This is a genomic window from Bacillus carboniphilus (assembly GCF_039522365.1).
In the GTDB taxonomy this organism is placed as follows: Bacteria; Bacillota; Bacilli; order Bacillales; family JC228; genus Bacillus_BF; species Bacillus_BF carboniphilus.
In genome coordinates this window covers 1-13,681 of the sequence record NZ_BAAADJ010000055.1, presented here as the reverse complement: position 1 = coordinate 13,681, position 13,681 = coordinate 1, and the positions used below count along the sequence as shown (strand labels likewise).

Genomic DNA, 13,681 nt, shown 5'->3' with positions numbered 1-13,681 from the left:
TCTAACGACTGATCGTTCTCTGGTTACCGTTAATGGTATAAAACTTTCGCTCAGGACCTGCTGTTGAGTCTTGTGGTGTGGTTTGATCTTTTGACTCTTTATACTTTCTATCGTAGTTCGTAAACATCGAAACATTTACGAGTAACCCCATTGATAAAGATAGTAGGAGCAGTGAACTGCCTCCATAACTTATAAAAGGTAGAGGAACCCCTGTAATCGGAATAACTCCTGATGCTCCGCCAAGGTTTATAAAAGATTGAATTCCAATCATACTAGAGATACCGATGGCTAATAAACTCCCAAACGGATCTCTACATTTGGTACTAACTCGAATCCCTTTTAAGACTATGAAACCAAGCGAAAATATAACAAAACCAACTCCGAATATTCCAAGCTCTTCTGAAATGATAGAAATAATAAAATCGGTATGAGGTTCAGGTAAATACCCTAGTTTCTGAGTACTTTCACCTAGCCCTTTCCCAAATAATCCTCCAAGACCTATTGCATAATAGGAATTAACCAAATGATATCCGTGATCCTCTACATCTTCAAACGGAGCCAGAAATCCGTCAATTCTTCCCATTCTCTCTTCTGAAAATATCTCATCTTTCTTCATAAGGAAGAACGGTGAAAAAAGAATACACGCCACCATAGCAAGAAGAAATAGCTTGAATAAACTCTTTAAGTTCATGCCTGAACAAAGAATCATAAGAGCCCCAATCATGAAAATAATAAAGGCGGTTCCAAAGTCTGGTTGAATAGCTACCAAGAATACGCTCAACATTAAAAATAAAAGTGGAGGGACAATTCCTTTGTTAAAGTCGTTTATGTAAGATTGCTTTTTTCCATAAACTGCGGCCAGATATATGATTAAGCCAAGCTTTGCAAATTCAGAAGGCTGAAAACTACTATTTCCAAACTTAAACCAACTTTGTGCGTTATTAGCTGTATGACCGAAGATAAAAATGAAAAATAAGCTTAAGGTGATGAGCCCCATAATAATGGCTAATGATTTCTTAAATTGAAAGATTTTATAAGGAAAAACAGCAGCTGCCAAAAAGGCAATAAAAGATACCAAAAGATTGATTTTCTGTTTTTGGAAAAAGAAATCACTCGGTTGACCAAGCTGTTGAACGGCCCAAACAACACTCGCGCTATAGATCATGACCAGGCCGAAAATACAGAGTAAAATATATGTAATTACTAAGGAATAATCATAGGATTTTAGGATTTTCTTTAACATGTCATCTACCTCATCGGTTTTCTATCTACACTTTAGTTTCCATAAAAAGCAGGAAAAATCCTGCTAGTCCTTTGCTTTGCAATCAAAATGAAATGAAATCAGTTTATGAATACATATCATTACTTTTTCCCCGAATAAAAAAAACTCAAACAATAACTATACGACTGTTTGAGTTTTTCACCTATTTCTTTTGTGATGCCTCATGTAATGCAGACAATTCTCGCTCAAGTGCATCCAGTAGCCCTTTTCCATCTTTCTCCTCGACTAATCCAAGTCGAACAGCAAAATCTATTTCTCTAGATAAGCCAAACATTTGAGTATCCAGGACTTCCTCATAAAGAGGGCACTGTGGCATGGTTAAATTATCCATCTGCACTTTTATTAACTTAAATATTTTATCAGCATCTGCCTTAAGTAGCTCAAAAGCTTTCTCACTTGTGTTCACGGTTGTCTCTTGTGCCACGGAGATCCCCCCATTACGTACATTTAAAGATATATTTCAGGAGACATTTTATCTCTTGCATTTTACCTCTAAAAGCCGATTCTATCTATAAATTTTAACTGTAAATCAATGAAATTGCAAGGAAGAATGGGGGGACTAAAAATGTGTGTAAGTAACTGAAATTATTAGAAAATACTAAAGTCATACTTTTTATTCATAAGTTCTAATAATGTCCACCCAGCAAGACTATTTCCCTTCTCATCTAACGCAGGAGAAAAGACACCAATTCCACAACGATTGGGGATGACACCTAGTATCCCACCTGAAACTCCACTTTTAGCTGGTATTCCTACCTTCATCGCGAATTCTCCAGATGCATTATACATCCCACATGTCACCATAAAGGTTTTGCATATTCGAGCAATCTGTTCCGGAATGAGCTCCTTCTTACTTAATGGATCTCTACCATTATTCGAAAATACTGCTCCAATTCTTGCCAAATCTAAACAATTCATTTCGATTGAACATTGCTTTGTATATAGCTCCATGATGGACTCAACATCTCCCTCTAAGACACCATGCTGCCTCATGAAGTAACACAAAGCGCGATTTAAATTAGAAGTTTCAAATTCAGATTCCTGAACCTCTTTACAGTAACCGATTTCTGTATTACCGGATAATGTTTGGACAAATTGAAGAAACTTTTCCCACTTATCAGAAGTATTTTGACCTGGTATAAGACTTGTCACAACTAGTGCACCTGCATTGATCATAGGGTTCAATGGTTTGGATGGTTTGGAAGTTTCGAGCTTGGCTATCGAGTTGAATGGATCACCAGTGGGCTCCATCCCGACTTTCTGAAAGACTTTCCCTTCACCAATATGAGCCAAAACATATGCTAAGCTCAAAACTTTTGATATACTTTGTAACGTGAACTTTTCTTGATAATCACCAGCATATGTACATGTACCATCATCTAAATGATAGATTGCAACTGAAAGGTCATCCTTGTTTGCCTTCTCTAATGCTGGAATGTAGGAGGCAAGTTTTCCGTGTTGACTATATGGCCTTGCTTTAGCCACTAAGTCTTCAAGCTCTTTGCTAGCATCACATGTCACACAAAACACCCTTTTTTCTTCTTAATATATTCGATATAAGGAAGAAAGATACAAGCATGACCTAAGCGAAGCTAACCTACACATAGGTAAACTTAAGAAATGAAAGGACTGTTTAGTACATGGATCTTATTATTCCTTTAAAGGGGAATGTCCAATTTCCTCTTACTTTAGATCCGTCTGTTTGGATTTTTGATGACAGAAAGATTGATTTAGAAGAAGGACTTACGAATTCTGAGAATTCAAAGGAAACGATTGATTTTTCTGAAGTTCTTTCAAAGAATTGGGAAAAAGAAATAATGGAGGGAGCCGTTTCTCCACCTACCATTAAAACAGAAAAGAAATTCCAAAAGGAAAAAATTCTTACTGGAACGTTTGGTATGAAACTCAAGCCCTTCTTAGAAACAGCGGAACCTTCTGAATCGGCTAAAGAGGTCGTGATTGAAACGACAGAAGGAGAAGTGTCTGTTTCATTAAAAGATGCCTTTGATCTAATATTATTATTCTCTATTAAAGGAAAGCCTCTCAAAGAAGATGGACCTGTTCATGTGATTTATGGGAATGGTTCAAATGTGAATAATCCCATTAAACATGTCAGATCCTTAACAGTTCGCTAATATTGAACCTCCCATTTTTTAATGGGGGGTTTTTCATTCTTGCATAATCTCTTTATAATAAATCTGCTGCAAGCTTTGCTAAGCTCGATCTTTCTCCTTTAACCAATTTAACATGTCCAGCAATAGACTGGTCTTTAAACTTCTCTACTACATACGTAAGCCCATTATTATACTCATCTAAATAAGGGTGATCAATCTGCTGTGGATCTCCCATTAGCACAATCTTACTCTTGTCCCCAACCCGTGTTAAGATGGTTTTCACTTCATGTTTGGTTAGGTTCTGAGCTTCATCAATGATAATAAACTGCTCAGGAATACTTCTACCTCTTATATAAGTTAAAGCTTCTACTTCAATAGACCCCATACCCGCTAAAATAGCATCTAATTCCCCTGGTTTCTTTGTATTAAATAGGTACTCAAGATTATCAAAAATAGGCTGCATCCAAGGTCGTAATTTCTCCTGTTTTTCACCTGGCAAGAAACCAATATCTTTTCCTACTGGAACGATTGGTCTAGCAACTAGAAGCTTTTTGTATAGCCCGTAATCCTCAGTCTGTAAAAGGCCAGCTGCTAAAGCGAGCAATGTCTTACCAGTACCAGCTTTTCCAACCATAGTGACTAAGTTAATATCATTTCGAAGTAAAAGTTCAACCCCCATTGTTTGTTGAACATTCCTAGGTTTTATCCCCCAAATATGAGGTTCCTTCGTTGTTAGTTTTTTGATACTTTTACCGGAAGAATCAACCATTGCTATGGCGGAAGAACTGCCTAGAGCATCCCTCAGTATGAGGAATTGATGAGGATAAAAAGAATGGTGTGTAAAATCGGAGAGTGCCATTTCTCCTCTTTCATAAAACTGATTCAATGTTTCAGTACTTACATATAAATCACAAAAACCGGAATAGATATCATCAACCTCAACAACTCGGTCACTCAAGAAGTCTTCAGCAAATAACCCTATAGCATCTGCCTTTACACGCACTAACGTGTCTTTACTCACAAGAATAACTGGCTTCCCATTTTCTTTTGTTGCCTCTTCTAAGGATAAATTTTTAGCCACAGCTAGAATTCTGTTGTCATTGGTTTTCTCAATAAAAATTTCTTGTAATTGATGGAATGACCGATGGTTTAACTCGATACGGAGTGACCCCCCATTTTCTAAGGGAATCTTCTCGTGTAACTTTCCATTTTCTCTTAAGCGATCTATAAGTTTAGATACTTGTCTTGCATTTCGTCCAATTTCATCCATGTACCTCTTTTTAGAATCTACTTCCTCCAAAACGACTGCTGGTATTACTACCTCATTATCTTCGAAAGAAAAAATTGAAAACGGATCTTGTAATAAGACATTGGTATCTAATACATAAATTTTATTCAAACTGCCGCCCCCTGCTTAGAGAATTTTCTATTCAGTTGTCAGTATTAGTAGAAAAGCGGAAGTGCCTTGAACTCCCATTTCATGTGGAGCTCTAATAGAGATGGATAGATCTTCATTACTCCACACTACGTTGTGTGAAGCATTTTTAAAGCTGTAGCCTTGCTAAAATATATGTCCAAGTGAATAAAGATAGAAGAACATTTGCAAACTAATTGAAAATGAGAGTGCCTGATTGATCACTACCAACTTCCATTAGGCTTATGTCCGACCGACGATGCACTTGTTTTCTCACAAGGAATAGGCACTAGGAGTAGACACTGATTAACACCGCTTCATCAAAGAGTAAAAGTAAGACAATACAGAGCTAAAGGGTGAATGTATATGTTAAAGAAATTAGGTTTTCTTGTTTTTTGTGTGGTGTTTCTAGTTAGTTGTAACGGGAATCAAGACGCAAACAACGCGAATAACCAGACTGCGAGAAATAATGATGAATCCTTAATTAGAGTTCGAAACAGTACCTTTGATACTGTAGATCGTAAATCAGGTCAACAAATATCTGAGCATCTAGTAGAGCTAACGACTAGGGTACCTAATGTAAAAGATGCTACAGCTGTAGTGCTTGGAAACTATGCAATTGTAGGTATAGATGTAGATGAAAATATGGAGCGGTCACAAGTAGGTACAGTGAAATACTCAGTTATTGAGGCCTTAAAGCAAGATCCATATGGTGCTGAAGCGATTGTCGTAGCGGATCCAGATATTATGCAGCGCTTGAACGAAATTGGAAGTGATATTGAGCGTGGTGAACCAGTTCAGGGGATTATGAATGAATTATCTGATATCGTAGGTCGAATTATGCCCGATATTCCAGAACATCTAAACGAAACAACACCAAAACAAGCAACTGAAAAACAAAAAGGTAATGTTAATCAAAAAGAACGTAATCAATTAGATAAAGAACAACAAGATCAATCAAATAATCAAAAATAACAACGGGGGCTAATCGCCTCCTTTTTTTTATTATTATCATATGTTCAGTTTTAAGAAACGGTGAGCAGTGATGAAGCGATTGAGTCACCCGTCAGAATGGAGAAATTAGCATAAACTCTTTCAGAAGAGCACTGGGCGTGATATACTGTTTGCGTTAGGACAAAATTGAGGTGACTGTCTTTGAGAGTTCGTTGTTTTATATGTGAAAAGATTGATACAATACCAGACCATTCTCCTTTAGCGAAAAAGTTTAGGAATAGACCCATACATACATATCTATGCGAAGATTGCGACCAGAGAATTGCAGATAAAACAGAAGAGCGTCAGAAATCTGGGAATTTCAAGTTATATGAACCACCAAAAGAAGATGATGATTGGATATAGGACAAATGTTTTATCCTATATAACAAACAAACAAAAACCCGCTGAAATTCAGCGGGTTATTTGTATTTCTCAGGGTCTCGATTCATTTGATCAATCATTGATTCAACATAATCCTTAGGAAGCTTCATTTGCTTCTTCTCCCCACTTTGTTCATACGAAACAAAGACAAACTCATCTTCTTTCTCGACCTGCACATCACCAACACCATATTGGTCTTGCAGAATACTTAAGAATAATTGTTCTGTATCCTTCGCAGCAACATCATCTGGCCTCGCTATTGCTACTTCTCGGATTGATAACCAATTAAAGAAAGCGTCCTGTATGGATCTCAAAGACCTACACCCCTTAGCTTACTCCATCAACTTCTTCGTGTTTCTTTTGTTGTTTTAGACGGATTTTATATATTATTAATATGACAGCAGCCACAACTAATCCTTCTGCAACCGGTAAAAAAACACCTAAGAATGTTAAAATCGTACAGCCAAGTATTAAAAACAAGTAAATAATAAAGGACTTAAGAGGCGGGAGCTTCTTCGCAAATCCTAATTTATATACGACAATACACAATAAAATAATGGTCCCATATAAATACCACATACCCGCCTCAGGGTTTTCATCTACATTAAATAATGCGGCAAAGAAAGTAAGTCTTTCTGATACATCCACCATAGCTTACACCACCCTTTAGCCTTTTGTTACCTCGTACTTCTTCTTACGTGCAATTTTTTCACGTTCAGATTTGTTTAATAACTTTTTACGAAGACGAATAGATTCAGGAGTCACTTCACAATACTCATCATCATTCAAGAATTCAAGCGCTTCTTCTAGAGAAAGGATTTTTGGTTTTTTCATTGTAACGGTTTGATCTTTCGTAGCAGAACGAACATTCGTTGCTTGTTTTGCTTTTGTTACGTTTACGTTCAAATCGCCTTCTTTATTATTTACACCGATAATCATACCTTCATATACTTCTGTTCCCGGCTCAATAAACATAACACCACGGTCCTCTAGAGCAACTAGCGAGTATTGAGTCGCTTTTCCTTTTTCCATTGAAACAAGCGCACCTTGACGTCTTTCCCCTACTGGTCCAGTGTATACTGGCTTGTACGAATCAAAGTTAGAGTGTAAAATTCCATATCCTCTAGTCATAGATAGGAACTCTGTACGATAACCAATCAATCCTCTGGATGGAACTAAGAAAATAATACGAACTTGGCCCGTGCTCGTATGAGTCATATCTAGCATTTCGCCTTTTCTTTCCCCAATAGATTCCATTACATTCCCCATATATTCTTCAGGGATATCAATTTGTACTCTTTCTACAGGCTCACTAAGAACTCCGTCAACTTCTTTAATAATAACCTCTGGTTTTGATACCTGAAGTTCATATCCTTCACGTCTCATGTTTTCAATAAGGATGGAAAGGTGAAGTTCCCCACGACCCGAAACAGTCCAAGCATCAGGAGAGTCTGTTGGTTCAACCTTTAAACTAACATCCGTCTTAAGTTGAACATTTAAACGCTCTTCAATTTTTCTAGCAGTTACCCATTTTCCTTCTAATCCAGCGAATGGACTATTATTCACAAGGAAAGTCATTTTTAGAGTTGGCTCATCTATTTTCATAACCGGAAGAGCTTCAGGGTGTTCGCGATCACAAACGGTTTCCCCAACATTGATTTCTTCCATTCCAGAAATCGCAACAATATCACCTGCGAACGCTTCTTGAACTTCATGACGTTTTAAGCCAAGGAAGGAGAACAATTTTACAATTCGATGATTCTCCATTTTCCCATCACGCTTCATAAGTGTAACACTTTGACCCGCTTTGACAGAACCTCGATAAATGCGTCCAATCCCGATTCGTCCAACGTATTCATTGTAGTCTAATAAGGCTACTTGCATTTGAAGTGGTTCCTCTTGGTTTTGAGGCGGTTCTGGGATAGACTCAATAATTTGATCCATCAGTGCATGCATATTATCTTCTTGTTTCGCTGGATCTGGATCTAAACTTGATGTTCCATTAAGTCCCGAAGAATAAACAACTGGGAATTCAAGCTGGTCTTCATTTGCTCCAAGCTCAATAAACAAGTCTAACACTTCATCTACTACTTCTTCAGGTCTCGCACTTGGCTTATCAATTTTGTTAATGACAACAATTGGCTGAAGCTTTTGTTCTAATGCTTTTCTTAACACAAACCGTGTTTGAGGCATACATCCTTCATATGCATCTACAACTAGTAGAACACCGTCAACCATTTTCATAATACGCTCAACTTCTCCACCGAAGTCAGCATGTCCTGGTGTATCTAAGATGTTAATTTTTACATCATTATAGTGAATAGCTGTGTTCTTAGCTAAAATGGTTATCCCACGTTCTCTTTCGATGTCGTTTGAGTCCATAGCTCTCTCATCTACATGCTCGTTTTCACGAAATGTACCTGATTGTTTTAACATTTGATCTACGATTGTTGTTTTTCCGTGGTCTACGTGTGCAATAATTGCAATATTACGTACTGACATGATGTCAACCTGCTTTCTATATTTTAATCCCTGTTTAGGGGTTTTTTTAACCTAAATTGCGTAAATCCAAATTACAACTAGAACATTATAACACAGGTTACTAGAAATAATCACGAACCTTCGATACAATTAACAAAAGTGGAAGGGCCTCGACCAGCCCCGACAAGCACAAGACGAGGCTCACGGAAAGGTGTTCTTTACCTTTCTGGGAGGCTTGGCTTGTGACCTCGAGGGGCTAGGCCCTGCAGCTAGACAAATAAGAGCGAACGGTCCTCGCTTACCCGGTCAAGCTTTGAAACTGTACAATAAAAATAATTAAGCACTGTTTCTGTTAGAAAGGAGATTAAATAATGGCTTCTGAAAATAAAATATTTGTTGTGTATGCCATCTTAGCTGTTCTTTGTATTAGTGGCATTGGAATATTTGTAAGCGAAGGTAGTGCCCTCGGTATTATCGCCTGTATTATTGGAACAATTGTTGTTATGGGCTTTGGTTTTCGTACGAAAAGGAAACTGCGTGAGAAAGCCGGAAATTGAATTAGTTTGGTTAGAGAATCGTTATCGTAATACTTCTAGGTCAGGTATTGGGATAACGATTCTTTTATTTACATTATTGTTGTAACATGATTTTTGTAAAACGTTCCCTCTATTAACGTTTCTCCTCTTGGCAGGGTTAAATATCATATAGCAAAAAAAAAAAGACTGTTATAGGCTTAAAATAACCTAAACAGTCTTTTTCATTTCATTAAATTCCTTCATAACTGTCTAAATACTTTTCCAAAATTTCCTCATGAATTTTTGGACTTCCTACAAATAAGGAAGACTTATTAAGTAAAGACAGTGGTTCCCCCTTCAAATTAGAAGTTATACCGCCTACTTCTTCAACAAGCAATTTCCCCGCTGCATAATCCCATGGAGACAACCTCATCGTAATATATCCATCTAACCTTCCTGATGCCACAAAAGCCAACTCAATGGCTGCTGACCCATAAGAACGAATCCCTCTTACTTCTTTTACCAATGGAGAAAGCTTTGTATAGTCTATCCTTTTATTCGGTACAATCCAAGTGGCATTCAAAGCAATCACAGCTTTAGATAAAGGAACATTTTGCAATGGACGGAGCTTTGTATCATTTAAATAAGCACCTTCACCTGGTCGTACATGGTACATGTCATCTGCCATCACATCATAAATGATCCCTATTTTACCAACACCATTTTCATACACAGCTAGTGATATTGCAAAATTTCTCTTTTGATGAACAAAATTCATAGTTCCATCGATTGGATCCAAAATCCAGACAACACCGTCCATGGAATCTACCTTGTCTCCAAATCCTTCTTCCCCAAGAATCTTATGAGTTGGGTCTAGTTCGTTAATTTTATGTATAAAAAATTGTTCTGTTTCCTTATCTACATTCGTTACTAAGTCATTGGCATCGGACTTGGTTTCGATTAACAGTTCCTCATCAATTGTATCTTTAATTCTTTTACCCGCTTCGAGTACCCAGTCTTTAGCTAACCTGTCTATTTTTGCCCAATTTATCATGTCTGTGCCTCCAGAAACCTTCTCACCTTTAGCTTACTAAATAATCCAGACTCTATTCAAGTTTAAAGGTTAGCCAACGAAAAAACGGATCTACTTCCTATTCAGGAACAGATCCGTTTATCCATCAGTTTTAAATCCATTGATTCTATTCATTTATCCTACCTTTATAACCCATTTAATTGAATTAGTTCGTTTCTAATACGTTTTAGTTGCTCTTTACATTTTCGAGCTTGATCATTATCATCGTTTTGCATGGCTTCGTATAATACGGCTAACTCATAATTTAGCTCTAGACGTAAAACCGCTAATCTTTGTTGCTCTTGGTCTTTCTTTTTAATGGTGTGCATGAGTTGCTTCACAATCGCCACTCCTCTCTTAGAAAGTCGCCCGAAACCAAAATCTAAATTTTCAGAAATCATTTATGTAATACTATTCTATGATGAAGTAATTTCTCCTGCAACTAAATTGTGCTAGTACCCATATATTACTATTTATAAGCTTTTTAGAATCCTTTTTCCCGGGGGTATGATAAAATAAACCCGTAATTTTTATAGTTCGTCCATATTATTTTTTATAAAGGAGTATGATGCTTAATGGCATTTACTGGATTTTCTCAATCCGATTTTGATACATTTTCGATTGATGGGCTGGAAGGTCGCATGGAAGCCATCCAATCACGCATTCAACCAAAGTTTAAAGAAATTGGAGAAACACTTACTGAAGACCTCTCTTCCATAATTGGGAGTGAAATGTTTTTACATATTGCAAAGCACGCTAGAAGATCGGTTAATCCCCCTAAGGATACTTGGCTTGCCATTGCCCATAATAAACGAGGCTATAAGAAGCACCCCCACTTCCAGGTCGGACTATTTGATGACCATGTTTTTATTTGGCTAGCCCTCATTTATGAGCTACCAAATAAAAACGAAATTGCTAAAGCCTTTCTAAAAAACAAAAAAGAAGTGAAGGTGCTCATTCCTGAAGATTACGTCTTATCCATGGATCACATGAAGAAGGAAGCTGACTCACTTGGGGAGCTCGGAGACAAAGGGTTAAAGGCGAGTTTGGAACGCTTTAGAGATGTTAAAAAAGCTGAGTTCCTAGTAGGGCGCCATATTCCTGCAAATGACCCTCTCTTGAAGGATGGTAAAAGGTTTATAGAATTTACAAAGGAAACATTTGAGACGTTAATTCCATTATATAAGATGGCCGTAAATGCATAAGAAAATGGTACGCTGAATGTAGCGTACCATTTTTTTTAATAACCTTTTAACACACTACCTTCATTCCGCTGTTTCATATCCCTAATCACAGGATATGGGTCCATGCCACTTTCATCTAAAAAAGCACGAAACCAATTTTTCTCATCTGCTTTGCCTGGTACGATTTCTTTAAACCTTCTATATAAATTCATTAGTTCTTCACGCTTAATCCCTTTTTCATAGGCCTTTTCAATACCTTCATAAAAATGTATGACATCGACAATTTCTTGAGTAGACCAATCATGGTCAATTGGATAGTTATATTCCATTTCATTTACCTCCTTGCCTAAATTAGCATCTCCACTATTGTAATTCTTAAATCTTTAGCTTGGCTACTACTTACCACTGATTATCATTAGGTTTTATCCCCGGGAACGTAGTCAGATGTAAACTATATAAAAATGAGTATTATCAAATGGATTGTATAAACTAAAAACTCGAATAGAAAATAAGCGTTTGCCCCTATGCAAAGAGGGGGCATAGTGCTATAATTCATTTGTTTTATGTAGAGAAAGCGAGTATGGCTACAAATTGGCCATAGTAAACACCTAATCACTTAGCCAAAACTACATAGGCATATTTTTATAAAGAGGTGTGGCAAGAATTGTCTCAAAATGAAACTCCATTGTTTACAGGATTAGTAGAACATGCCAAGAAGAATCCAATTCAATTTCACATTCCAGGTCATAAAAAAGGGACAGGGATGGATCCTACTTTTCGTGATTTTATTGGTGAAAATGCACTTTCAATAGACTTAATCAATATCAGTCCTTTAGATGATTTACATCAACCGAGAGGGATTATAAAACAAGCTCAAGATTTAGCGGCTGATGCTTTTGGTGCTGACCATACATTTTTCTCCGTTCAAGGTACTTCGGGAGCAATCATGACGATGGTAATGACCGTTTGTGGACCTGGTGAAAAAATCATTGTACCGAGAAACGTTCATAAATCAGTAATGTCTGCTATTGTTTTTTCAGGTGCAACTCCTATTTTTATTCATCCAGAAATTGATCCTAAATTAGGAATCTCACACGGAATCACAACGGACTCAGTTGAAAAAGCACTTGAACAGCATCCAGATGCCAAAGGGGTATTTGTTATCAATCCTACTTATTTTGGTATTGCAGCTGATCTCAAGAAAATTGTGGATATTGCCCACTCCTATAATGTACCAGTTCTTGTAGATGAAGCACACGGAGTTCATATTCATTTCCATGACAAACTCCCACTCTCCGCTATGCAAGCGGGAGCTGACATGGCAGCTACAAGTGTTCACAAATTGGGTGGTTCTATGACCCAAAGCTCTATTTTAAATGTAAGAGAAGGACTTGTGTCATCTAAAAGGGTTCAATCTATCTTAAGCATGCTCACAACTACCTCTACTTCCTACTTACTTCTTGCTTCGCTCGATGTAGCTAGAAAAAGATTGGTAACAGAGGGGAAAGAGCTCTTAGATCGAGCAATTGAGCTAGCAGAAGCAACGAGAAGGGAAATTAACGAAATCGAAGGTCTATATTGTGTCGGGGAAGAAATTCTTGGTTCGAAGGCAACCTTTGATTATGATCCAACTAAATTGATTATCAATGTGCGTGAATTAGGTATTACTGGATATGATGCAGAAAAGTGGCTACGAGAGGTAGCTCACATTGAGGTAGAACTCTCAGACCTTTATAACATCCTCTGTATCATTACACCTGGTGACACTGAATATGAAACCAACCAACTGGTGGAATCTCTTCGATCATTGGCTAACACAAGTAAAAGTATTGAAAGTGATACAAGAGTTGAAGTACTACTTCCTGATATTCCAGTGTTAGCACTATCTCCAAGAGATGCATTTTATTCTGAAACCGAAGTAATCCCGTTAGAAGAATCAGCAGGTAGAATTATTGCAGAATTCGTTATGGTCTATCCACCCGGTATTCCAATCTTCATCCCGGGAGAAATAATCACGGAAGAGAACCTCTCTTATATAAAGAAAAATATAGAAGTAGGCTTACCTGTCCAAGGTCCTGAGGACTTTGAATTAAAATCAATTCGTGTTATTAAGGAACATCACGCTATAAGATAAAAAAAAGAGGCTGGGACAAATCTAGCTGAAGTTAAGAAAAAAGATTGTGGTCAACGTTTTTAATGACCACAATCTTTTTGTATTTGTATATTTATTTGTTATTTTGCG

At 37.2% G+C, this 13,681-nt stretch carries 16 protein-coding genes; 6 read left to right on the top strand and 10 right to left on the bottom strand.

Features of this window, described 5'->3' with window-relative positions; all coding sequences use genetic code 11:
* Position 1: 1 nt before the first annotated feature.
* The 3 genes from ABDZ91_RS15945 to glsA form a co-directional block, all read right to left on the bottom strand.
* Positions 2-1,243, bottom strand: coding sequence for an FtsW/RodA/SpoVE family cell cycle protein (locus tag ABDZ91_RS15945; protein ID WP_343800866.1), 1,242 nt, complete (start codon positions 1,241-1,243; stop codon positions 2-4).
* A 181-nt stretch (positions 1,244-1,424) separates the two neighbouring features.
* Entirely contained in the window at positions 1,425-1,706 is a 282-nt protein-coding gene (locus tag ABDZ91_RS15940) for an Fpa/YlaN family protein (RefSeq protein ID WP_343800863.1), read from the bottom strand.
* A gap of 164 nt (positions 1,707-1,870) precedes the next feature.
* Entirely contained in the window at positions 1,871-2,803 is a 933-nt protein-coding gene (glsA, locus tag ABDZ91_RS15935) for a glutaminase A (protein ID WP_343800860.1), read from the bottom strand.
* A 119-nt stretch (positions 2,804-2,922) separates the two neighbouring features.
* Between glsA and ABDZ91_RS15930 the strand changes: the two genes are divergently transcribed.
* Entirely contained in the window at positions 2,923-3,417 is a 495-nt protein-coding gene (locus ABDZ91_RS15930) for a peptidyl-prolyl cis-trans isomerase (RefSeq protein ID WP_343800858.1), read from the top strand.
* Between the two features lie 52 nt (positions 3,418-3,469).
* On the opposite strand, the gene ABDZ91_RS15925 is transcribed toward ABDZ91_RS15930, so the two are convergent.
* The gene (locus ABDZ91_RS15925; protein ID WP_343800856.1) at positions 3,470-4,795 is read right to left on the bottom strand and encodes a PhoH family protein; all 1,326 of its coding nucleotides are present in this window, start codon (positions 4,793-4,795) and stop codon (positions 3,470-3,472) included.
* 381 nt (positions 4,796-5,176) lie between these two features.
* Between ABDZ91_RS15925 and ABDZ91_RS15920 the strand changes: the two genes are divergently transcribed.
* Positions 5,177-5,785, top strand: coding sequence for a YhcN/YlaJ family sporulation lipoprotein (locus ABDZ91_RS15920; RefSeq protein ID WP_343800853.1), 609 nt, complete (start codon positions 5,177-5,179; stop codon positions 5,783-5,785).
* 180 nt (positions 5,786-5,965) lie between these two features.
* Positions 5,966-6,169 (top strand): YlaI family protein, encoded by a 204-nt coding sequence (locus ABDZ91_RS15915; protein ID WP_343800850.1) that lies wholly within the window; start codon positions 5,966-5,968, stop codon positions 6,167-6,169.
* A 56-nt stretch (positions 6,170-6,225) separates the two neighbouring features.
* Here the strand turns inward: ABDZ91_RS15915 and ABDZ91_RS15910 are convergent, their stop codons facing one another.
* From ABDZ91_RS15910 to typA, 3 genes are read right to left on the bottom strand one after another with little or no spacing between them, the layout of a single operon-like run.
* A complete protein-coding gene (locus ABDZ91_RS15910; protein WP_343800847.1) occupies positions 6,226-6,501 on the bottom strand; it encodes a hypothetical protein in 276 nt (91 codons plus the stop codon).
* A gap of 13 nt (positions 6,502-6,514) precedes the next feature.
* A complete protein-coding gene (locus ABDZ91_RS15905; RefSeq protein WP_343800844.1) occupies positions 6,515-6,838 on the bottom strand; it encodes a YlaH-like family protein in 324 nt (107 codons plus the stop codon).
* Positions 6,839-6,853: 15 nt separating this feature from the next.
* Positions 6,854-8,689: a translational GTPase TypA gene (typA, locus tag ABDZ91_RS15900; protein ID WP_343800842.1), complete on the bottom strand. Its 1,836-nt coding sequence runs from the start codon at positions 8,687-8,689 to the stop codon at positions 6,854-6,856.
* A gap of 350 nt (positions 8,690-9,039) precedes the next feature.
* Here typA and ABDZ91_RS15895 point away from each other — a divergent pair, with 350 nt between their 5' ends.
* Positions 9,040-9,225 carry a YlaF family protein gene (locus ABDZ91_RS15895; protein WP_343800835.1) on the top strand — a complete coding sequence of 62 codons (186 nt, stop codon included), beginning with the start codon at positions 9,040-9,042 and terminating at the stop codon, positions 9,223-9,225.
* A 208-nt stretch (positions 9,226-9,433) separates the two neighbouring features.
* On the opposite strand, the gene ABDZ91_RS15890 is transcribed toward ABDZ91_RS15895, so the two are convergent.
* Positions 9,434-10,237 carry an inositol monophosphatase family protein gene (locus ABDZ91_RS15890; RefSeq protein ID WP_343800832.1) on the bottom strand — a complete coding sequence of 268 codons (804 nt, stop codon included), beginning with the start codon at positions 10,235-10,237 and terminating at the stop codon, positions 9,434-9,436.
* Positions 10,238-10,401: 164 nt separating this feature from the next.
* On the bottom strand, positions 10,402-10,596 hold the full coding sequence (locus ABDZ91_RS15885) for a hypothetical protein (RefSeq protein ID WP_343800829.1): 195 nt from the start codon (positions 10,594-10,596) through the stop codon (positions 10,402-10,404).
* Positions 10,597-10,830: 234 nt separating this feature from the next.
* Here ABDZ91_RS15885 and ABDZ91_RS15880 point away from each other — a divergent pair, with 234 nt between their 5' ends.
* Positions 10,831-11,460 (top strand): YktB family protein, encoded by a 630-nt coding sequence (locus tag ABDZ91_RS15880; RefSeq protein ID WP_343800826.1) that lies wholly within the window; start codon positions 10,831-10,833, stop codon positions 11,458-11,460.
* Between the two features lie 35 nt (positions 11,461-11,495).
* On the opposite strand, the gene ABDZ91_RS15875 is transcribed toward ABDZ91_RS15880, so the two are convergent.
* Positions 11,496-11,768 (bottom strand): UPF0223 family protein, encoded by a 273-nt coding sequence (locus tag ABDZ91_RS15875; protein ID WP_343800823.1) that lies wholly within the window; start codon positions 11,766-11,768, stop codon positions 11,496-11,498.
* 335 nt (positions 11,769-12,103) lie between these two features.
* Here ABDZ91_RS15875 and ABDZ91_RS15870 point away from each other — a divergent pair, with 335 nt between their 5' ends.
* Entirely contained in the window at positions 12,104-13,573 is a 1,470-nt protein-coding gene (locus ABDZ91_RS15870) for an aminotransferase class I/II-fold pyridoxal phosphate-dependent enzyme (RefSeq protein ID WP_343800820.1), read from the top strand.
* The last annotated feature ends 108 nt before the right edge of the window (positions 13,574-13,681 follow it).